Genomic DNA, 20,636 nt, shown 5'->3' on the forward strand with positions numbered 1-20,636 from the left:
GGACGGCGATTTTTGCAATTGAATCCGTACGTGCGAGTCTATACAATAAGAACGTAACCATGAATCAGTGAGGAGCGCGCGGATGAACGCGGAAACGAATCCTTTTAACCGAAGCTTCGATCATCTGGAAGCTTTGGCCGACGCGATCGGCGAAGTGCTGCAGGCGCCGGTCACGATCGAAGACGCGAACCATCGTTTGCTCGCTTATAGCAAGCACGATTTGCAAACCGACCCGGCCCGGATCGCCACGATTATCGGCAGGCGCGTACCGGAAAGTGTAATAGGAAGTTTATGGAAGGACGGAGTCATCCCGAAGCTGATGGAAACGGACGAGCCCGTTCGGGTAAAGTCGATACACGACGTCGGCCTGGGCGACCGCGTAGCCGTATCGATCCGCAAGGATCGCCAGGTGCTTGGTTATATATGGGCGCTGGAGGTACATCGCCCGCTTGACCGTGAAGCGCTGAAGCAGCTCAAGCTGGCGGCCGCCGCTGCCAAAATCAAGCTGCTGCGCCTGCAAACGCAGCGGCGCAAAGAAGACGAGGAACGCCGCGACTTGTTCTGGGAGCTGCTTACCGGCCATCATCAAACCGCAGCGCAAACGAAGGCGAAAGCACGAACGCTCGGCATCGTCCTGCCGGACACGTTTTGCGTCGTTATTATCCATTTTGTATCCGAAATGAACGAGAAGCTTCAACAGATCGTCCACTACATGATTACGACGACGCAGCGGGTCCGCCCCGTGCTGTCTGTCATCTCCGGCAATCAGCTCATTGTGCTCGTAACCGACGCGAATTCGCTCAAGCTTGCGGCCAGCGCCGCGGACTTCGCGGCTTCGTTCTGCCAGCAGATACAGGACCGCACCGGCTGCCTGCCTCCCGCCAAAGGGATCGGCGCCGTCTACGAGGATATCACCTCGGTCGAGCAAAGCTACAAGGAAGCGCTCACCGTCCTGCAAATTCAGGCTTTGTTCCCGGCCGAAACCGGGGCCATCGTCCATTATCACGAGCTTGGGTACTACCGCTACCTGCCTTATTTTCTGGAGCAAAAAAAGCTGCATAAGTACGAAAACCCGTCGCTCAAGCGGCTAAGGGCGTACGATCGCGAGCATCAATCGAATCTGCTGGAGACGCTCGAGACGTTTCTCGTTTGCGGGGGCAATGCCAAGGAAGCGGCGGACGCCCTTCACGTGCATACGAATACACTGTCCTACCGGCTGAAGCGAATCGCGGAAATCGGCGAGATCGACCTGGCGAATGTCGACCAGCGGATGACTTTGTTTCTCGATATGAAAACGGATAAATGGAGCGACGGCGAGCCTTTGTGATTTTTCACAACAAGCGGCCCTCTTTTTCTCGCTGCGGGACGAAGCGGTACGGCTCGTTCGCACGTATACTTGTAACGAAAACGTGCGTGGGAGCTGATCGAGATGAGAGTCGGAGTACCGAAGGAAATTAAAAATAACGAAAACCGCGTAGCTCTTACGCCCGCCGGTGTAATGGCATTAACGAAAGCGGGTCACGAAGTGCGGATCGAAACCAAGGCGGGCGAAGGCAGCGGATTCCGCGACGACGATTATATAGCGGCGGGGGCAGTCGTTTGCCCGGGGGCGGCGGACGTCTGGGAAGCGGATATGGTCATGAAGGTGAAGGAGCCTTTGGCCGAAGAATACCGTTATTTCCGTCCAGATCTGATCTTGTTTACTTACCTGCATCTGGCGGCAGAGCCGGAGCTGGCGAAAGCGTTAACAACAAACGGCGTCACCTCGATCGCCTACGAGACCGTGCAGGTGAACCGGACGCTGCCGCTGCTCACTCCGATGAGCGAAGTGGCCGGACGTATGGCGGCGCAGATCGGAGCGCAGTTCCTGGAGCGCCCGAAGGGCGGCAAAGGCATCCTGCTCGGCGGCGTCCCCGGCGTGAAACGCGGCAAAGTGACGATTATCGGCGGCGGTGTTGTCGGTACGAATGCGGCCAAAATCGCCGTCGGACTCGGAGCGGACGTAACGATTATCGACATGAGCGCGGAACGGCTGCGGCAGCTTGACGATATTTTCGGTACGCAAATTCATACGCTGATGTCTAATCCGCTTCATATCGCCGAAGCGGTAGCCGAATCGGATCTGGTCATCGGAGCGGTGCTCATCCCCGGCGCCAAAGCGCCGAAGCTCGTGACGGAAAGCGCCGTTCGGGCGATGACGCCGGGCTCGGTCCTGATCGACGTCGCCATCGATCAAGGCGGCATCTTCGAAACCGTCGACCGGCTGACGACCCACGATAATCCGACCTACGAGAAATTCGGCGTCGTCCATTATGCAGTGGCGAATATGCCGGGAGCCGTGCCGCGCACCTCTACGATGGCGCTGACGAACGCTACGCTGCCTTACGCGCTCGATCTCGCCAAGTACGGCATCCAGGCTCTCTCGCACAATATCGCGCTGCAGAGCGGCGTTAACACGCTTCACGGCGCTGTCACGCACCCGGCCGTAGCGAATGACCTCGGTTATACGTTCGTGCCGGTGGAGCAAGCCGTACAACTCGTGCGTACTTAATTGGAAAAGACTGCCTCGGACGCGTCCCGCCCGCCGTTGTTAGACCGATCTAACAGCGGCGGTGCGGTTCGCAAGTCCGGCGGCAGTCTTCTTAACGTTCGGAACAGTCGCTTCCGAGACGAATCGGCTTACTCGCTTACTACGTTTACATGCAGCTCGTGCTTCTTGAACACTTCGACCATCGCTTTGGTCGCTTCGTCTGCATCGGGACCGTGAACGTGCAAGTCGTATGTGCCCGTATCGAGCAGTGTCGTAAACAGGCCGAGAATGCTCTTGACGTCGATGAACTTGTTCTCGTATTGGAGAACGATGGAAGATCTGAATTTGTTGGCCGTTTGCGAAACTTCTACAATTGCCGCGTTAGTAGCGCTAGACATGACACAATCCCTCCATAGATTGAAGCGGCGCTAAGTCCGGCTTCGGAATATATTACTATCTTATCGTGGAACATGTATTCGTGCAACGATCATTTTACCCGAAATATTCGGTGCATTAGTTCCTATTTCAGCCGCTCCGGATTAAGCCCCGCCAGCTCCGGAATAACGAAGCGCCCGTCCTTGCGAATCAGCACATCGTCGAAATACACTTCCCCGCCGCCGTATTCCGGACGCTGGATCAGCACGAGGTCCCAGTGAACCGACGAGCGGTTGCCGTTGTCGCAGTCCTCGTAAGCTTGCCCCGGCGTGAAATGCAGGCTGCCGTCGATTTTTTCGTCGAACAGCGTGTCCTTCATCGGATGCAGAATATGCGGGTTAAAGCCGAGACTGAACTCTCCGATATATCGGGCTCCTTCGTCCGTGTCGAGAATGGCGTTCAGCCGCTTCGAATCGTTTGCCGTCGCCTCGACGATTTTGCCGTTTTCGAACCGGAAGCGGATGTTCTCGAACGTAATGCCCGAATTGACGCTTGGTGTATTGTACGAAATAACGCCGTTCACCGAATCCTTCACCGGACACGAGTATACTTCACCGTCGGGGATGTTGCGGAGCCCGGCGCATTTTTTGGCGCCGATGCCTCTGATCGAGAACGACAGATCGGTGCCGGGACCTGTAATCCGTACTTTGTCGGTGCGCCGCATCAGCTCGGCGAGCGGATTCATCGCTTCGTCCATGTTCCGGTAATCGAGATTGCATACGTCGAAGTAGAAGTTTTCGAAGGCGCGGGTGCTCATATTGGCCGATTGCGCCATCGACGGATTCGGATAACGGAGGACGACCCACTTCGTCTTCTTTACCCTTCTCTCCAGATGAATCGGTCTATAGTAAATGCTTTTATACATATCGTGCTTATCGGCAGGCACATCGGCCAATTCATTGGCGTTATCGCCGGAGCGAACCCCGATATAGCAGTCCATCTGCTTCATCCGCGCCAGATCCATCTCCGCCCACACCTCGAGCTGCTCCTTCGTAATCGATTGAAGCAGCGAGCTTAGCACGGCACGGTCTTCATAGATCACATAGGGATGCCCGCCTCTCGCGTACACTTCCTCGACGAGGCAACTGACAATCTCCCTCTCCGAGCCAATCATCTCGATCAGTACGTTTTCACCCGGCTGTACGTCGATGGAATAGCCGACCAGATTCGCGGCGAGCGTTTTCAGTCTTGGATCTCTCATCTGCAATGCAGCTCCTTTATTTGGGATTCGAGTTGTCGCGCGCCTGTTCCCACCTCGACTTCATCCAATGTCCGATGAGCAGCAGCGCGGCGAACAACAGCAGCACGATCATAAGCCTGCCCTTATGTTCCTTGAACCGGATCAGATCGTGCCCGATGAACGTTTCCAGCAGGACGATCGGCAATTTGCCGATAACGGTCGCAATGAAAAACGAGCGAAATCTCATTTTCGATACGCCTGCGGCCAAATTAATAAGCGATGAAGGGATGACCGGAATGAGCCGGCCAAGCAGCGTGTACATAAAGCCATGCTGCTCCAGCTTGCGGTTAAACGTCCGGACCGTTTCATATTTCTCCAGCTTCGATTCCACGAAATCGTGCGCCACATACCTTGCAATAAAAAAGGCGGATGCGGCCGCGGCGCAGGACACGCCGTAATTAATCGCAAAGCCGCCGGACAAGCCGAACACATACGCATTGGCCCCCGCTATGAGCACGAACGGAATGAACGGAAACCATGTTTGAAAAAAAATGGCCAGCATCCCTGCCAAAACCGCAAAAATGCCGAACGAATGCAGCACATCCGCAAGCTGCTCCACATCGCCGTGGCGCAGCTCCTGTCCCGACTTCGTAAACAGCACAAAATAAGCCACGGCGGCAAACAATGCCAGCGGGATGCTGAGCTTCAACCGATGCAGCATATTGTTCAACCTATAGCGCCCTCCCCAGCTGCCCCCTGTTCCTGCTGTCCATGGTCCCGGGATCGCGCCGCCCGCGCCCGCTTGGACTATGTATAACACTCCTATTGTATCATGGATAAGTTACTTGGCAACCGGACGGTTCTCATAGCTCGTAAACGTATAGTCAATATGCGTTTTTTCCTGCTTCGGCTGCCCGCCCGACCTATAATTCATTTCCGTCTCAACCTGCATGCGCCTAGGCAGTCGGCTCGTCCGGTCTACCCATATGCGGTACACCGAGCTTGCCTGCATCGAGCTGCCTGCCTCCTCGATCGAGCTCTTCGTTTTCCGTACGGTTTGATCGAGTTCGCTGCGCATCCGCTCGGCCTCCCGGTCGGTCAGTCCGAACTTAGCGCGAAGATCGGCGAGCTGTTTGTCCGTTGAAACGCCCTCCGCCTGCCGTGAAAGCTCCGCTTTGATCGTGTTCGTGATGGCCGCCGCATCCGGCGTGACGGTCAGGACGGTCATACGCGTCGAGTCTCGTCCGCTCTCTACCTTTTTATCCATCGTGTTAAGCTGCTCCAGCTTGTAGAGCGGACTCCAGGGCAGCAGCATCGCCGCGCTTCCCTCGGAATCGTGATCCTGGAGCGTCCACAGCTTCTCCTTCCGGTCAAAAACGACGGTTTCGCTGCCCCCGCTCTGCCGCGCCCGAATCGATTCGATTACGGCGGTCCCTCCTCCGCCCGCGTCGCCGTCGAAAGACATGACAAGCCGGTTATGGCCCGCAACGGAGCCCTTAAAGGAAGAGCCGGCCTGCATCGGGAGACTGCCGACCGCTATACGCGTCGTTCCTTCGAATTGAAAATCGTCCGTGCCGGAAAGCCCGGATATCGTCTGCTTCAGCAAATCGTCGGGATTGGCATTTATCCCCTCTTGCGAGCATGCCGCCAGCAGCGCCGCGCACAGAAACACTGCGGCCGCAGCGAATGCGAAACGCCGAAACCGGTTGCGATTTCGGTTGATGGGCATATGATCTCTCCTCAGCTATCGTGATGACCGTCTTACGGTTATCGTTTCCCCGGAAAAGATTGTTATGCGCAAAAGAGCCCCACAAAGTGGAGCCAAAGCTTCGAAGCAGGGGGCTCCCCCGAAAGTATTAGGATTAAGCTACAGAGGCTCACGTCACTTTCGGGGGAATTTGTATAAAAGGCGCCTAATCGGCGCTTATCCGGTTTTTGCCGGAATGCTTGGCCCGATAAAGCGCCATATCCGCCCGATAAAAGAGCGATTCCACACTGATTTTTTCGTCCTCGAAGCTCCAGTCCGACACGCCGCACGATACGGAAACTTTCGGAAACGTTTCGGCCTGGACGCGGGCGCGAATCCGCTCCGCCACGACCATCGCCTGCTTTCCCGTCGCCTGCGTCAAATAAACCGCAAGCTCCTCGCCTCCCCATCGCGAAGCGATGTCGCCTTCCCGAATGCTCGTCCGAATAATCGAGCTGACCTGCGTCAGCACCTGGTCGCCGATCTGGTGGCCAAACGTATCGTTTACCTTTTTAAAATCGTCGATATCGACGACGATCAGCGAGCCGCAATAATCTTTTTTCTGCATTTGACCGATTTGATCGTCGAGATAATGCCGCGCGAGCAGCCCGGTCAGCCGGTCGGTTTGCATCATTTTGCGAACTTCGGCGTGGAGACTGGCATTGGATACGGCCAGACCGATATGACCCGACAGCGTCTGTAGCAGCTTGTAGTTTTCGTAGGAGAAATAGTCGGCTTGCCGGTGGCCGATCATAATGACGCCGGCCGCGGCGCCCTCCACCAGGATGGGACAGGCGAGCATGGAGCGGGAGAACGTCGCATCCATCCAATCCGACTTCATCCCGCTCTCCGAGTCGTAATCCGAGATGATCAGCGTCTCCCTCGTCTCCAAAATGCGCCCCGCAAATCCGCTGTCCACCGGATAACGCCGCTCCAGAAACGTATTCGGCTCTCCGGCCCGTACAACCAGATCCCCCCGCTGCTTGTCCAATTCGAGGATGCATGTAAATTCCGCTTCGAACATCGTGCTGAGCTCGGTCGAGACGAGATGAAAAATATCTTGCAGCTTGAGCGACTGGTTGAGCCGCTTCGACATCTCGTTAATGAGCCGCAGCTCGCTCACGAGGCGATTCGATTGCTCGTACAAGGCGGCGTTCTCCAGCGCGCAACCCGCCGTATCGGACAACATCGCCACTTCGCGCATCGTCTCCAGTTCCGGCGTTTTTCCGTCCGCTATTTCCATCAGCAGCACCCCGTACACGCTCTGCTTTCCCCGCAGCGGAAAAGCGGCCTCCTCCGGCTTGCCCGATTCGCCCCGGCCAACGACCGGAACGGACTCCGTAAATGCCCGGAATCTGCTGTCGTCCTCGCGCTGCTGAAACTGCAGCGGTTTCACGGACGGGATCGTGCAAACTTTTTCGTGGGATAAATAAATGTCATATTTGCGTCCCGGAGTCAGCTTCTCCAGCGTTCGCATCAGCGCCCGAAGCACATTGTCGGAATCGGTCCGCGACTGGATCTGCATCCCGAGCTCGTACAACAGCTGCTTTCGCTCCGCCCGCAGCCTGTGCGTATCGATCCGGCTTTGAAACGAGCGGATCTGCTCCTCGGCTTCTTGCGCTTTCAGCAGGGCGCCGAAGGCGGTGCCGGCTAAACCCAGCGACAAGGCAAGCTCCTCCTCGGATACCGAAGCATCCGTTATACGCAGCAGATAGGCGACCAATTCTCCGCCTCCGCCCGGAATGGGACATACGGCGAGTGTATAGGATGGGTCCTGCGGACCCGTGATCGGCAAGTGGACTGGGACGGCAAACGCCGCTCCGCTGCTCCCTGCGGCGGCAATCGCCTCTGCGAGCCTTCCGTTTTCAAACAAATAAGCTCCAATCCGACACGAAACCGGCGAGCCGCCGGCTGTATGATGGGTCAAGTAGCAGGCTTCCGTATCGGCCAGCGCAAACACATCCGCTTCTCGGGGTAAACGCTTCTCTATTTCTACTATAAACTGTTGGAATACTTCCATTAATCTAGCTGCAAGCCGATCCTTGGGAGGCATTTCTTTCATAGCGAGCCCCTTTACATAATTCGTCAGTATCTTTATCATACTAAATCGCGCTTCCTGCTGCATTAAATTTTCAATCAAGTTTCCTGAACGCATGCCTCTCCATACCGAGATTGCCGAAGGAGACTGGCAACTCGTATGCAGGCGGTGCAAACAAACCAAACAGGCCTTATTGTCGCTTGACAATGCCTATGTTCATCTTATAAAATTAGAAGTCGAGTGGAAAAAGGTGTTTGTTAGATTGGCGACGCACGATGCGACCCTCACGGTAAACGCAACCGCTGACCAGCGGCTGAACTGTCTGGCGGGAAACGATCAGGCCCTAAGGCCCGTTTCACAGCGCTTTACCGCGTCGGAACGTCTCCCCTATTCCGCCGCTACCCTTTCGAAAACAAAACACTATCGGTGCAAAGGAGCAACTCATACATGGCACGCTATACAGGTCCTAAATTTAAACTGAGCCGCCGTCTCGGCATTTCGCTCAGCGGTACAGGCAAAGAATTGAAACGTGCATTTCCTCCGGGACAACACGGTCCGGGACAACGCAAAAAGCTGAGCGGATACGGCATCCAGCTGCAAGAAAAACAAAAGCTTCGCCATATGTACGGTCTGGGCGAGAAGCAATTCCGCAACCTGTTCGACAAAGCTTCCAACATGCAAGGGATCGCCGGCGAAAACTTCATGATCCTGCTCGAAAGCCGTCTGGACAACCTCGTGTATCGTCTCGGTCTGGCTAACTCCCGTGCAGGCGCCCGTCAGCTCGTAGCTCACGGACATGTAACGGTCAACGGCAAAAAAGTGGACGTGCCTTCCTACACGGTAAGCACTGGCGACGTAATCGGCCTTCGTGAAAGAAGCCGCGCCCTGTCCTCGATCAAGGAAGCTTTGGCTAACCGCAACTTCCTGCCGAACTACCTGGAGTTTGCGGACTCCTCGATGGAAGGCAAGTTCATCCGTCTGCCTGAGCGTTCGGAGCTGGCACAAGAAATCGACGAAAAACAAATCGTCGAGTTTTACAGCCGCTAATCGTATACAGCAAATCCCCCAAGCTTTTACTTGGGGGATTTTTTTGTGCGGCTACACCAGTTTGATTTTGACGAATACCCGCTTGCCGATCTGCACAACATCGCCGTCCGTTACGGTCACTTCCTCATTCGGATCAAGCAGCTTCCGCTCGTTCAGCTTCACCGCTCCCTGTACGACGCTCCGCTTCGCTTCGCCGTTCGATTGCTGCAGCCCGAGATTTACAAGCAGCTGCACCGGGCGCATCTTACCGTCCGTCAGTTGCGACGCCGGAAGCTCCGCCAGCCCGATTTCGTCCGGCAGCGCTCGCTGCTGAAAGACCGTGACGAAATGCTGCTGTGCCGCTTCTGCCGCCGCTTCCCCGTGATACATTCGCACGAGTGTGTAAGCAAGCCGCATTTTGGCGTCGCGCGGATGCACGCTGCCGTCTGCGAGTCTTGCCAGCATGACGTCAAGCTCTTCCTTCGGCACATCCGTCGCCAGATTGTAATATTTCCCCATCAGCTCGTCCGGAATCGACATCGCTTTTCCGTATACCGCGTTCGGCTCCTCGTCGATGCCGATATAGTTGCCGAGACTTTTGCTCATCTTGTGCACGCCGTCGAGTCCTTCGATCAGCGGCAGTATAATCGTCGACTGCTGCCTTTTGCCATATTCCTTTTGCAGCGTACGGCCCATAAGCACGTTGAACTTCTGGTCCGTCCCTCCAAGCTCGACGTCGCTCTCCAATTCTACCGAGTCGTAGCCTTGCATCAGCGGATAAAAAAATTCGTGCACGCCGATCGGCTGGCCGCTCGTGTACCGCTTCGTAAAATCGTCGCGCTCCAAAATGCGGGCGACCGTCACCTTCGCCGCAAGCTGGACGACATCCGCGAAATGAAGCTTGCCGAGCCACGCCGAATTGTAGTATACCGTCGTTTTTTGCGGGTCCAGCAGCTTGTAAATTTGCTTCTGGTACGTCTCTGCATTCCGCTTTACATCTTCCTCGGACAGCTGCTTGCGCGTCTCCGACTTGCCGGTCGGATCGCCGATTCGCCCCGTGAAGTCGCCAATGATGAGCTGCACTTCATGGCCCAGCTCCTGGAACTGGCGAAGCTTGCGCAGGACGACCGTATGCCCGACGTGCAAATCCGGCGCGGAAGGGTCCATCCCCAGTTTGACCTTCAGCGGGACGGCGGTGAGAATCGATCTGGCGATGCTATCCTTCAAGCCGTCTTCCGGTATAATCTCCACCACGCCCCGGCTGATTAGGCCAAACTGCCGCTGCGCTTCCTTGCGCTGTTCCTCATTTAGCTGATTCCAATGTTCCATTCGCCAACGCCCTCCTGTTAACTCCGGTCATTTCGGTCCAAAACGAAAAGCAAAAAAGCCCTCCCATCCCCTGAAAAGGGACGAGAAGACTTCACCCGCGGTACCACCCTAATTAAAGCAAGCCGATCCGAATACTATACGTACCCGGAGAGCCGCTTTCACTTTGGCAAAATAACGGGATGACCCCGGCGAAAGCTAGGCCTGAACAAGGCTTTCCCTTCCGCAGCTCCGGACCGTACTTCGGCTAAGGACGCATCCCGGCTCGCACCAACCGCCGGTTCTCTGTTATGCGTTCGTTCCTTTCGCTTACTTGCCCTGGGCCCTAAGGTCCCAGGCGTTGTCCCTCTTCGCTTTGACCGTAATGTGATTGTTTTAACAGTTATATCACACCGTCAAGACGAAAGTCAAACCAGAAAAATTGTGGTATAATAACACCGTTATGCCTAAGGAGGATAGAAGAATGGCCAAGGACTTATCCAATAAACCCGCCGTAGGCCGGAAGAACGGATGGCGAACGGCGGGACGCATTTTCCTGGGAACACTCAAATGGCTGTTTATTACCGGAATCGTCACCGGCTTTCTGGTCGCAGGCGCTGCTTTCGGTTACGTCAGCGCGCTCGTGAAGGACGACCCCGTCCGGTCGCAAAGCGAAATTTTGGAAAAAATTAGCGAAGATGCCATTACCGGCTTCGTCTATTTCGGAGACGATACCCCGATCGGCCAGTTGCGCTCCGAGGAAGACCGCAGACCGATCACGATTCAGGATCTCCCCGATCTGGTGAGGAATGCCGTACTCGCTATCGAGGACCACGAATTCAACGAACATTACGGAATTAACCTGAAAGGTTTTACACGGGCCGTAACCCAGAAGCTGACCAATGCGGATGTCCAAACCGGCGGCAGCACCATTACCCAGCAAGTGGCGCGACGCGTCTTTTTGACGTTGGATCGCAACGACAACCGGAAAGCGAAAGAAATACTGCTTGCCCTCCGGCTGGAGCGCCTGCTCTCCAAGGACCAGATTTTGCTGGCGTACCTGAATAAAATACCGTACGGCAACGGCTCGTCCGGCTACAATCTGTACGGGATCAAGGCGGCCGCCAAAGGCATTTTCAACATTGACGACCTGAATCAGCTGAACATCCCGCAAGCGGCTTATCTGGCGGGACTGCCGCAGCTGCCGTCGAAATATTCGGCGTTTACAAGCCGCGGAGAGCTCGACGAGAAAGGGCTCGGCTACGCGATTGAGCGTACGAAGCTCGTGCTGAAGCGAATGCTTGAGGAAAGCGTCATTACCCAGGCCCAGTACGACGAAGCGCTTGCCTTCGATATTAAAGGCTCTCTCGCCCAGCCGGAGCCGAAAGCGTACAATACATACCCGTATTTGATGCTCGAGGTAGAACGGCAATCGTCGGAAATACTCGCGGCGCTGGCGAATCCGGAGTTAAAAAAAGATACGAAGCAAGGGCAAGAAGCTTACGCGGAGGCGGTCAAGCAGTCACGCGAAGATTTGCTGCGCAAAGGCTATCACATCTACACGACGATCGATAAGCCGCTGTACGATCAGATGCACGCCATATCCGAGAACAAAAACAACTTTACGCCGGACGATCCGGAAAAAGGGATCGAGCAGATCGCCGCCGTCGCTCTGGACAACAAAACGGGCGCGATACTCGGAATGATAGAAGGACGCGATTTCTACAAGGAGCAAATGAATCTGGCTACCCAGATGACGCGTCAGCCCGGCTCTACGATGAAACCGATCGCCGCTTACCTGCCTTCGATCGAGAAAGGCGCGATTGCCCCGGCATCGATCATCGACGACGTTCCGGTTATTTTGAAAGACTATTCGAAAGGGTTCCACCTGCCGGAAAACTGGGATAACGATTTTCACGGGCTCGTTACCGCCCGTCATGCGTTTAATCAGTCGTACAACATTCCGGCGATCAAGCTGTTTCTCGACGTGGTGGGCATTAACAATGCTTGGGATTTCGCCAAAAAGCTCGGCATCACGTCGATCGAGAAAAGCGACTACAGCGCCCAGACCGGCGTAATCGGCGGGATGGCGCGAGGCGTCTCCGTCGAGGAAATGACGAATGCGTACAGCTCGATTCCGAACAAGGGCGTGTTTACGGACGCTTTCCTGATCCGTAAAATTACAGACACGGAAGGCAATGTCGTGTATGAGCACGAGCTTAAGCCAACCACCGTATTTTCCGAGGAAACCGCCTATCTGATGACCGATATGATGAAAACCGTCATTACATCGGGAACGGCGTCCATTTTGAAAAAGGATTTCAAGTATTACAGCAAAGTGCCGGTCGCCGGCAAAACCGGCTCCACGCAAAACGACGGCGACGCCTGGTTCATCGGCTTCAGTCCGGACATTACGGTCGGCGTTTGGGCCGGCTACGACCAGATGAAAAACTCGCTGAAATATAGGGGCTGCGACAAAAACAGCGAGCTTGGGTGCGGCACGCAGCGTGCGCTCAAAATATGGGCGAAGGTCATGAACGCGACGGTGGAAACGCGGCCGGAACTGCTGCCGACAAAAGAGTTTACGAAGCCCGCAGGTATCGTCAGCATGTCCGTTTCCGCTTATTCGGGCAAGCTGCCGAATGAGCAAACGAGAGCCGCCGGCAAAACGACGACGGACCTGTTCAACAAAAAGTTCATTCCGACCGAGGAAGATCAGGTGCTCGTTAAGCAAAGCTACGTAGCTTACGACGGCAAAGTGTACTTGCCGCAGGCGGGCACGCCGGCCGACATGGTGCTGGAGAAAACGGTCGTAAAGCGCGAAAAACCGATTGCCGACATCATTAAAGAGATCGAGGCGATACTGCCGAAACTGCCGGCCGACAACAGGCCGAACATTTCACACTATTACCCGCTCGATTATACGAACGATGCCGCCTATGAAGTAGACCCTCGAGCTGATGATGGTCAAGCGCCGAATCCGCCGGGCGGAGTGACGCTCAAGCACACCGGCGATAAAGTGGAAATCGCGTTCCAGGAAGCCGGCAGCGCCGATATCGTCGGGTACCGGCTGTACAAAGCGTCTACCCCGGGAGGAGGGTTTCAGCGGATGAACGGCAAGGTCGTCTTGTCCGACCAGGATCGTCTGTTTACGGATATTGTGGGCTCCCAAGCCGTTGCCGCGTATTACGTTACCGCTGTCGACGTAAGCGGCAAAGAATCGAAGCCGAGCAAGGCCGTACTCGCCGACGGCAGCTCGTTCGATATCGGTTCCCCGCTCGATCCGTTCGGAGTTCCGAAGACAAACGAACAAAACGGCGGGCAGGGCAACGGCAACACCGGAGCTAATGGAACCGGCGGAAAACCGGGCGATTCCAAACCAGGTGACACTAAACCCGGCGACACTAAACCGGGCGATGCCAAGCCGGGTGATCCGAAAACGAATGGCGGTACCCAAGCGAAAACGCCGCCGTCGACGCCGAAAAATGTCAGCGTCAAATCGTCAGGGGCCGGCATCGAAATCAGCTGGTCGGACAATCCGAAAACGGAGCTTGTCAAACGGTATGACGTCTATTACAGCGAAAAAGAAGGCGGCCCGTTCAAAAAGCTGCAATCGAGCGATTCGAACAAACTGAATTATTACGCCATTGTGTACGACGGCTGGTATCAAGTCGTCGCCGTCAACGACGCCGGCGAGTCGAAGCACTCTCCCGCCGTTCCGTACAAAGTAAAGAAACCTTAATAACAGCGCAAAAGGGCCCTGATCTTTCGCATCAGGGCCTTTTCGTATGGAATTGTCGATTAATCTTCGATTGTAGATAAATCGCCCGTAGGCAGGCCAAGCTCCCACGCCTTCAGCACCCGGCGCATAATTTTGCCGCTGCGGGTTTTCGGCAGCTTGTCTTTGAATTCGATCTCGCGCGGAGCGGCATGCGCCGCAAGGCCGAGTTTAACGAATTTGGCGATATCCGCCTTGAGCTCGTCGCTCGGCTCGAAACCGGCTCGCAAGGAAATGAACGCCTTGATAATCTCGCCGCGCAGCGGGTCCGGCTTGCCGATGACGCCCGCCTCCGCAACCGCCGGATGTTCGACCAGCTTGCTCTCCACCTCAAACGGACCGACACGTTCCCCGGACGTATTGATAACGTCGTCGACGCGTCCCTGGAACCAGAAATAACCGTCCGCGTCCATGTAAGCAGAGTCGCCCGACACGTACCAGCCGTTCATTCGGAAATACTCCTCGTATTTGGCCGGATTATTCCAAATTTTGCGCATCATCGACGGCCACGGCGTCTTGATCGCCAGATTGCCCATCCGGTTCGGAGGCAGCACGTTGCCGCTGTCGTCCAGAATGGCCGCTTCCGTGCCCGGAATCGGCTTGCCCATCGAGCCCGGGCGAATATCCATGCTCGGGTAATTGCAGATGAGCTGGCCGCCGGTTTCGGTCATCCACCACGTATCGTGAATGCGGTGATTGTACACCTTAAGTCCCCAGCGTATGACTTCCGGGTTAAGCGGCTCTCCAACGCTGAGCACATGGCGCAAGCTCGACAGATCGAACTGCTTGACCAGATCGTCTCCCGCGCTCATCAGCATCCGGAAAGACGTAGGAGCGCTATACCAGACTGTTACTTTGTTATCTACGATCGTGCCATACCAGTCCTCGGGCTTGAACCGTCCGCCGCGAACGACATTCGCCACCCCGTTCAGCCACGGTGCGAATATGCCGTAACTCGTGCCGGTTACCCACCCAGGGTCGGCCGTACACCAGTATATATCATCCTGCTTCAGGTCGAGCACGATTTTGCCTGTATAATAGTGCTGAATCATGGCGTTATGGACATGACATACGCCCTTCGGTTTTCCCGTCGAGCCGGACGTATAATGCAGAATAAGTCCGTCCTCGCGGTCCATCCACTCGATCGCCAGCTCCTCGGACGCTTGCTCCATCTCTTTATAAAAATCGACATGCTCCGCCCCGACTTCAGCCGAATCGCCTACGACCACTACATGACGCAAATGCGGCAGATCGCGGACGGGCACGCGCGGCAATAGCGCAGGCGTCGTTACGATCGCAACCGCTTCGCTGTCCTCCAGCCGGTCGCGGACCGCTTGCTCCATGAACGCTTCGAACAACGGGCCGACGATCGCTCCGATCTTGATCGTGCCGAGAAGCGCGGCATACAGCTCGGGTGTGCGCGGCATAAAAATAAAAACGCGATCGCCTTTCGCCACCTTCAACTTGCGAAGCACGTTGCCGAATTTGTTCGAATTCGCCTTCATTTGCCCGAAAGTGACGGCTTCTCTGCGATTCGCGTCGCTGTAATACAGCGCTATCTTGTCAGCCAGCCCCGCTTCTGCATGACGATCGATCGCTTCGTACGCCATATTCACCTTGCCGGTCGTATGCCAGGAGAACGCCTTCTCCACTTCGCTCCAGTCGAACGTGCGACGGGCTTCCTCGTAGCTCTTCAGGTTGGCATCCACTGCTGTCGCTTGTAATACTTCCGGTTGAACGCTGCTCATTCTTTCCCTCCTGTACCCTCATGATTTCGTCAAGCTCATTCGAAAACGCGGCGCTCTAGGGCGTGATTGCAAACCGTACATCATTTGCCGGTTTGCAATCACGCCGCAGGATGAAAGTTTTGTGTCATCCCTATTATATCATAAGGCTAATGCGCTTACATTGCTTTTCAATAGCTCCTATATCTGTTATAAGTGTCTTAGGGGCTTTTGGACATAATGACCGCATCCGGAAAGGAGAAGCCAGTTCATGGAGCACCGCAAATTGTACCACTCGCTGGAAATCGAATATGACGGGCGAACGCTGCTCGTCGAAGGACCGGTGAAGCCGGACCATCTGCGAACGCTGACGATGCATCCCGATCTCGACGCATTTCGGCGGCCGAACGAGCAGCACGAAGCGCTGGTGGAAATATCGGAATTACCGGAAGGGCGTATTATACTGACCCGCGACGGCTCGACTATCGTCGGTTATGTGACGTTTCACTACGCGGACGAGATGGAGCGCTGGTCCGAAGGAAATATGAAAGACTTGCTGGAGCTTGGCGCTATCGAAGTAGCCGACGATTACCGAGCGATCGGTCTCGGCAAAAAAATGATCCGGCTCGCTTTTTTGGAAGAGCAGCTTGAGAATATGATCGTATTTACGACTGAGTATTACTGGCATTGGGATTTGAAAGGCAGCTTGTCGAACGTATGGGATTACCGAAAAATGATGGAAAAGCTGATGAAATCGGTCGATATGATCTGGTACGCCACAGACGATCCGGAAATATGCTCGCACCCGGCTAATTGCCTGATGGTTCGCATCGGCAAGGAAGTTCCGCAGTCCTCGGTGGAACAATTCGATACGATTCGGTTCCATCAGCGGTTTATGTTTTAAGATGACGGAGGAAATGCCCAATGAGCAAAAACGCGGTGTACGTTTTCCACGAGAACGAGCTGCAATATCGCTTTAACGATACACATCCGTTCGATCCGGAGCGGCTGCTCATGACACGCGACCTGCTGGACAAAATCGGAGCGCTCGATCCCTCGCAAATCCGTAAGCCGCGCATGGCAACCGAAGAGGAAATACTGCTAGTGCATACGCCGGAGTATGTAAACGAAGTGAAGGCGTTAAGCGAGCCGGAGCCGACCGCACAGGCGCTCGCAGATAGCGAGAGGTTCGGCCTGGATACCGAGGACACCCCCTATTTCACCGGCATGCATGATATTACGCGGCAAGTTGCCGGTGGCTCGATCGTCGCCTCCGACATCGTCATGACCGGTCAGGCAGACCACGCCCTTCATCTGGGCGGCGGGCTGCATCATGCGCTGCCCAATAAAGGGGCAGGCTTCTGCGTCTATAACGACGCCTCCGTAGCAATCGCTTACATCCGCAAAAAGTATGACGTCAAGGTGCTGTACGTCGATACCGACGTCCATCACGGCGACGGCGTTCAATGGTCGTTTTATCACGACCCGAACGTTTGTACGCTTTCGTTCCACGAAACCGGCAAATATTTGTTTCCCGGCACCGGCGCGGCGAACGAACGCGGCGAAGGCGAAGGTTACGGCATGTGCATCAACGTGCCCGTGGAGCCCTATACGGAAGACGATTCCTGGATGGAAGGCTTCAATGAGGCGATGGAACGCGTTGTCCGTTTTTTCAAGCCCGATATTATTATCAGCCAGCACGGCTGCGACGCCCACGCGCTTGACCCGCTCGCCCACGTTCATTGCAGTACGCGCATTTATTTGGAGATGCCGAAAACGATTCATCAGCTCGCCCACCAGTATTGCGGCGGACGTTGGGTCGCGCTTGGCGGCGGCGGTTATGACATCTGGCGGGTCGTTCCGCGCGCTTGGAGCTTCCTCTGGCTTACGATGATCGAGCACCCTCTGCTGGAGCGCATGAAGCGCGAGCCGCGGCTTGCGCTGCCGGAGACCTGGCTGTCGGAGTGGACGAAGCGAAGCCCATTGGAGCTGCCGCATACGTGGCTGGATGCGGCCCATGACTGGACGCCGATGCCGAGACGCAAAGAAATCACCGAGATCAACCGAAAAACCCGCGAAATCTCGCTTATGTATGTGCCGAAATAAAAAGTTGCAAGAAAAAACGCGCCGTCTCCGTGGACAGCGCGTTTTGCTTGCAAATGGATGTAGGCCCCGCCTTTGGCGTTACTTCAGCGGAACTATTTGTTCCGCTATTGCCGCCTCGCGGGCCTCCTGCGGCATAATAAAGGAAGCGAAACTTCCTTTATGCCTAAGCAGACCTAGTGATTTTCGCGCAATCGGCGGCCATAACGGAACTTCCGCTTCCTCTATCGTCCCTGTCAGCGGCGATCCGCCAATTATAGCGGAACATTCGCTTCCGCTCTCCCGGCGCCAGGCTGTGTTCGCACAACCTTGTCGGAGCAGCTTATGTTACATGGAACGAACCATATGCTCGACAATGCGAAACGACCGGTCTGCCGCTTTTACCGTAAATTCGGCAAAATTGACATGGGCCGAGCCATCCGCTTTGTCGGACATCGAGCGGATGACGACGTACGGCGTTCCGTTCATGGCGCATACTTGCGCTACAGCCGCCCCTTCCATCTCCGTACAGGCGCCGCCCAGCTCCTCGTGCAGCAGCTTGACAGTATTGCGGTCGGCGATAAACTGATCGCCGGAAAGCACACGGCCCTGCACCGTATGACCTTGCTCCAGCTTCTCGCTCGCTTCCGCAGCGAGCGCAATCAGCGACGCATCGGCGGCAAAAACGGACGAGTCGGCATAAGGAATCGTTCCCCTCGGGAAGCCGAGCGGCGTAACGTCCATATCGTGCTGCTGGCAATCGGTGGAGATGACGATATCCCCGATATCGAGCGAAGGGTCCAGCGCCCCTGCTACGCCCGTAAAAATAACGGCGTCAACGCCGAAGCCGTCGATCAAAATTTGCGTGCATACGGCCGCATTTACTTTCCCGACACCGGATTTGCACAGCACGACCGGTTTGCCGCAAAAGAGTCCTTCCCGGAAACGAATGCCAGCCCGCTCGGTTACCGTCTCGTTTTCGAGCCGTTCCTCAATCCGCTCCACTTCCTCTACCATAGCGCCAATTAACCCTATTTTATTCCACATACATGATTCCCCCAAAAGTGAAGTTTCCCTTCGCAGCTTATTCCGAATACTTTCGGGGGAGCCCCCGAAAAGAACCCCCAAAAGTGAAGTTTGCCTTCGCAGCCTATTCCGAATACTTTCGGGGGAGCCCTCGAAAAGAACCCTCAAAAGTGAAGTTTATCTCTTTTTCACACCCAGACGCAAAAAAAGAGGCTCATTATACATGAGCCACGGACTTGCGATTAATAATTTCATGCGGCAGCAGCACTTTCGACAGCTCCACATTTTCCTTGTTCATCAGCTTCGTAAGCAAGCGCATCGACACCGCGCCGATATCGTACATCGGCTGGGCAACCGTCGTCAACTGCGGGCGAACCATCGACGCCATCCGGATATTGTCCACGCTGATGACCGAGAAATCTTCCGGCACCTTCAGGCCGTTATCCTGGATCGCATGAATCGCACCGATCGCCATCTCATCCGTCGCTGCGAATATCGCCGTCGGACGATCGGACAGCTCGAGGAAATATTTCATCACGTCATAGCCCGACTCGTAACGGTAATTGCCGATGCGAACCATATCTTCGCTTACGGAGAGACCGGACTCTTCCAGCGCTTTCTTGTAGCCCTGATAACGCGCATAACCGTTAGCCGGATCGTGCAGCGTACCGCTGATCATGCCGATCTTCGTGTGGCCTTGTCCGACAAGCAGCTTCACCGCGTCGTACGCCGCCGCTTCATGGTCGATATCGACCGAAGGCATCAGGTGATTCTCATCGGTCGTACCGCACAGCACGATCGGTACGCTGGACGTCTTGAACGCCTGAATGTGATCCTCCGTCACCGTGCCGCCCATGAACAGCAGCCCGTCCACCTGCTTCTCAAGCAGCGTGTTGATGACGCGGATCTCCTTTTCCTTCTTTTTGTCGGCGTTGCACAAAATAATATTGTAATGGTACATATTCGCTATATCTTCAATGCCGCGGGCGACCTCGGAAAAAATCGAGTTGGAAATATCCGGGATGACGACGCCGACGGTAGTAGTCTTTTTGCTGGCCAATCCTCTGGCGACCGCATTGGGCCGATAGCCGAGACGATCGATCGCTTCGAATACTTTTTTGCGGGTTTGCGGCTTAACGTTCGGGTTATTGTTCACTACGCGAGACACGGTAGCCATCGACACGCCGGCTTCACGAGCAACATCATAAATCGTTACGGTCACTATCATCTACTCCAATATTCAGTGTAAAAACGAAAGGAAACGTTTTCTATTCATTTCATCCATCATACGACAAAATCGCCCATTTCGCAATGAAAACAAGGTTACATTTCGATTACAGTGCAGCCGGGCCGAGTTTTTCGCGCAGCGCGGACTCCGTAATTCTCCAGTGGGAGTCGTGCCACTGGGCCCTCCGGCCTTTCACAAACAACACCTGCGGGGACTCATGCTTCACATTCAGCGTATCGGCGATCAGGTTCGACACCGGCCGAGACTCGATGACGTGAACAAGGGCGTATTCGATCTCGGGGTTCGGCCCGGATTGCATATACGACTGCCACTGCTCGTAAGCTTCCGCGCTGATTGGACAGCTGGTGCTGTGCTTGAACACCAGAACAGGCGTTTCGGCGCTCGCTTCCAGCAAGCTAAGCCACTCATTAACCGAAGTAAGTTCTATTACATCCATACGGATTCACCTCATAGACGATCGGAACCGTTTCTTTTTCTAACGCTTATATTACCAAATACAAGACAAAAAAGCCAACT

General features: G+C 55.3%; 16 protein-coding genes. 6 read left to right on the forward strand and 10 right to left on the reverse strand.

Annotation, left to right across the window (positions count from 1 at the left end; all coding sequences use genetic code 11):
- Nucleotides 1-82 precede the first annotated feature (82 nt).
- Entirely contained in the window at nucleotides 83-1,327 is a 1,245-nt protein-coding gene (locus tag D7M11_RS01510) for a PucR family transcriptional regulator (RefSeq protein WP_120745373.1), read from the forward strand.
- A gap of 102 nt (nucleotides 1,328-1,429) precedes the next feature.
- Nucleotides 1,430-2,551 carry an alanine dehydrogenase gene (gene ald / locus D7M11_RS01515; RefSeq protein WP_120745374.1) on the forward strand — a complete coding sequence of 374 codons (1,122 nt, stop codon included), beginning with the start codon at nucleotides 1,430-1,432 and terminating at the stop codon, nucleotides 2,549-2,551.
- A gap of 128 nt (nucleotides 2,552-2,679) precedes the next feature.
- Here ald and D7M11_RS01520 read toward each other — a convergent pair whose 3' ends face one another.
- The 5 genes from D7M11_RS01520 to D7M11_RS01540 all read right to left on the reverse strand — a co-directional run bounded on the left by D7M11_RS01520 (nucleotide 2,680) and on the right by D7M11_RS01540 (nucleotide 7,912).
- A complete protein-coding gene (locus tag D7M11_RS01520) occupies nucleotides 2,680-2,928 on the reverse strand; it encodes an HPr family phosphocarrier protein (RefSeq protein ID WP_120745375.1) in 249 nt (82 codons plus the stop codon).
- A 122-nt stretch (nucleotides 2,929-3,050) separates the two neighbouring features.
- Nucleotides 3,051-4,166, reverse strand: coding sequence for an aminopeptidase (locus D7M11_RS01525; RefSeq protein ID WP_120745376.1), 1,116 nt, complete (start codon nucleotides 4,164-4,166; stop codon nucleotides 3,051-3,053).
- Between the two features lie 16 nt (nucleotides 4,167-4,182).
- Nucleotides 4,183-4,866 (reverse strand): TVP38/TMEM64 family protein, encoded by a 684-nt coding sequence (locus D7M11_RS01530; protein WP_240040933.1) that lies wholly within the window; start codon nucleotides 4,864-4,866, stop codon nucleotides 4,183-4,185.
- A gap of 120 nt (nucleotides 4,867-4,986) precedes the next feature.
- Nucleotides 4,987-5,874, reverse strand: coding sequence for a hypothetical protein (locus D7M11_RS01535; protein ID WP_120745378.1), 888 nt, complete (start codon nucleotides 5,872-5,874; stop codon nucleotides 4,987-4,989).
- A 184-nt stretch (nucleotides 5,875-6,058) separates the two neighbouring features.
- Nucleotides 6,059-7,912: a sensor domain-containing diguanylate cyclase gene (locus tag D7M11_RS01540; protein ID WP_193556074.1), complete on the reverse strand. Its 1,854-nt coding sequence runs from the start codon at nucleotides 7,910-7,912 to the stop codon at nucleotides 6,059-6,061.
- A gap of 465 nt (nucleotides 7,913-8,377) precedes the next feature.
- On the opposite strand from D7M11_RS01540, the gene rpsD reads away from it, so the two are divergent.
- On the forward strand, nucleotides 8,378-8,977 hold the full coding sequence (rpsD, locus tag D7M11_RS01545; RefSeq protein ID WP_120745380.1) for a 30S ribosomal protein S4: 600 nt from the start codon (nucleotides 8,378-8,380) through the stop codon (nucleotides 8,975-8,977).
- Nucleotides 8,978-9,028: 51 nt separating this feature from the next.
- On the opposite strand, the gene tyrS is transcribed toward rpsD, so the two are convergent.
- Nucleotides 9,029-10,285, reverse strand: a complete 1,257-nt coding sequence (gene tyrS, locus D7M11_RS01550; protein ID WP_120745381.1) for a tyrosine--tRNA ligase — start codon at nucleotides 10,283-10,285, stop codon at nucleotides 9,029-9,031.
- Between the two features lie 460 nt (nucleotides 10,286-10,745).
- Between tyrS and D7M11_RS01555 the strand changes: the two genes are divergently transcribed.
- Entirely contained in the window at nucleotides 10,746-14,003 is a 3,258-nt protein-coding gene (locus tag D7M11_RS01555) for a transglycosylase domain-containing protein (protein ID WP_158606380.1), read from the forward strand.
- Between the two features lie 59 nt (nucleotides 14,004-14,062).
- Here D7M11_RS01555 and acsA read toward each other — a convergent pair whose 3' ends face one another.
- Nucleotides 14,063-15,787: an acetate--CoA ligase gene (gene acsA / locus D7M11_RS01560; RefSeq protein ID WP_120745383.1), complete on the reverse strand. Its 1,725-nt coding sequence runs from the start codon at nucleotides 15,785-15,787 to the stop codon at nucleotides 14,063-14,065.
- A gap of 247 nt (nucleotides 15,788-16,034) precedes the next feature.
- On the opposite strand from acsA, the gene D7M11_RS01565 reads away from it, so the two are divergent.
- Together D7M11_RS01565 and D7M11_RS01570 are read left to right on the forward strand one after the other, a co-directional pair.
- A complete protein-coding gene (locus D7M11_RS01565) occupies nucleotides 16,035-16,667 on the forward strand; it encodes a GNAT family N-acetyltransferase (protein ID WP_120745384.1) in 633 nt (210 codons plus the stop codon).
- A gap of 20 nt (nucleotides 16,668-16,687) precedes the next feature.
- Nucleotides 16,688-17,869, forward strand: a complete 1,182-nt coding sequence (locus D7M11_RS01570; RefSeq protein ID WP_120745385.1) for an acetoin utilization protein AcuC — start codon at nucleotides 16,688-16,690, stop codon at nucleotides 17,867-17,869.
- A gap of 324 nt (nucleotides 17,870-18,193) precedes the next feature.
- Here the strand turns inward: D7M11_RS01570 and D7M11_RS01575 are convergent, their stop codons facing one another.
- From D7M11_RS01575 to ytxJ, 3 genes are all read right to left on the reverse strand, one after another.
- Complete coding sequence (locus D7M11_RS01575; RefSeq protein ID WP_120745386.1) at nucleotides 18,194-18,892, reverse strand: 5'-methylthioadenosine/adenosylhomocysteine nucleosidase; 699 nt, start codon at nucleotides 18,890-18,892, stop codon at nucleotides 18,194-18,196.
- 196 nt (nucleotides 18,893-19,088) lie between these two features.
- Complete coding sequence (ccpA, locus tag D7M11_RS01580; RefSeq protein WP_120745387.1) at nucleotides 19,089-20,093, reverse strand: catabolite control protein A; 1,005 nt, start codon at nucleotides 20,091-20,093, stop codon at nucleotides 19,089-19,091.
- A gap of 112 nt (nucleotides 20,094-20,205) precedes the next feature.
- Nucleotides 20,206-20,556 (reverse strand): bacillithiol system redox-active protein YtxJ, encoded by a 351-nt coding sequence (gene ytxJ, locus D7M11_RS01585; RefSeq protein ID WP_120745388.1) that lies wholly within the window; start codon nucleotides 20,554-20,556, stop codon nucleotides 20,206-20,208.
- Nucleotides 20,557-20,636 lie beyond the last annotated feature (80 nt).

The organism is Paenibacillus ginsengarvi (genome assembly GCF_003626695.1).
GTDB classification, from domain to species: Bacteria; Bacillota; Bacilli; order Paenibacillales; family NBRC-103111; genus Paenibacillus_AB; species Paenibacillus_AB ginsengarvi.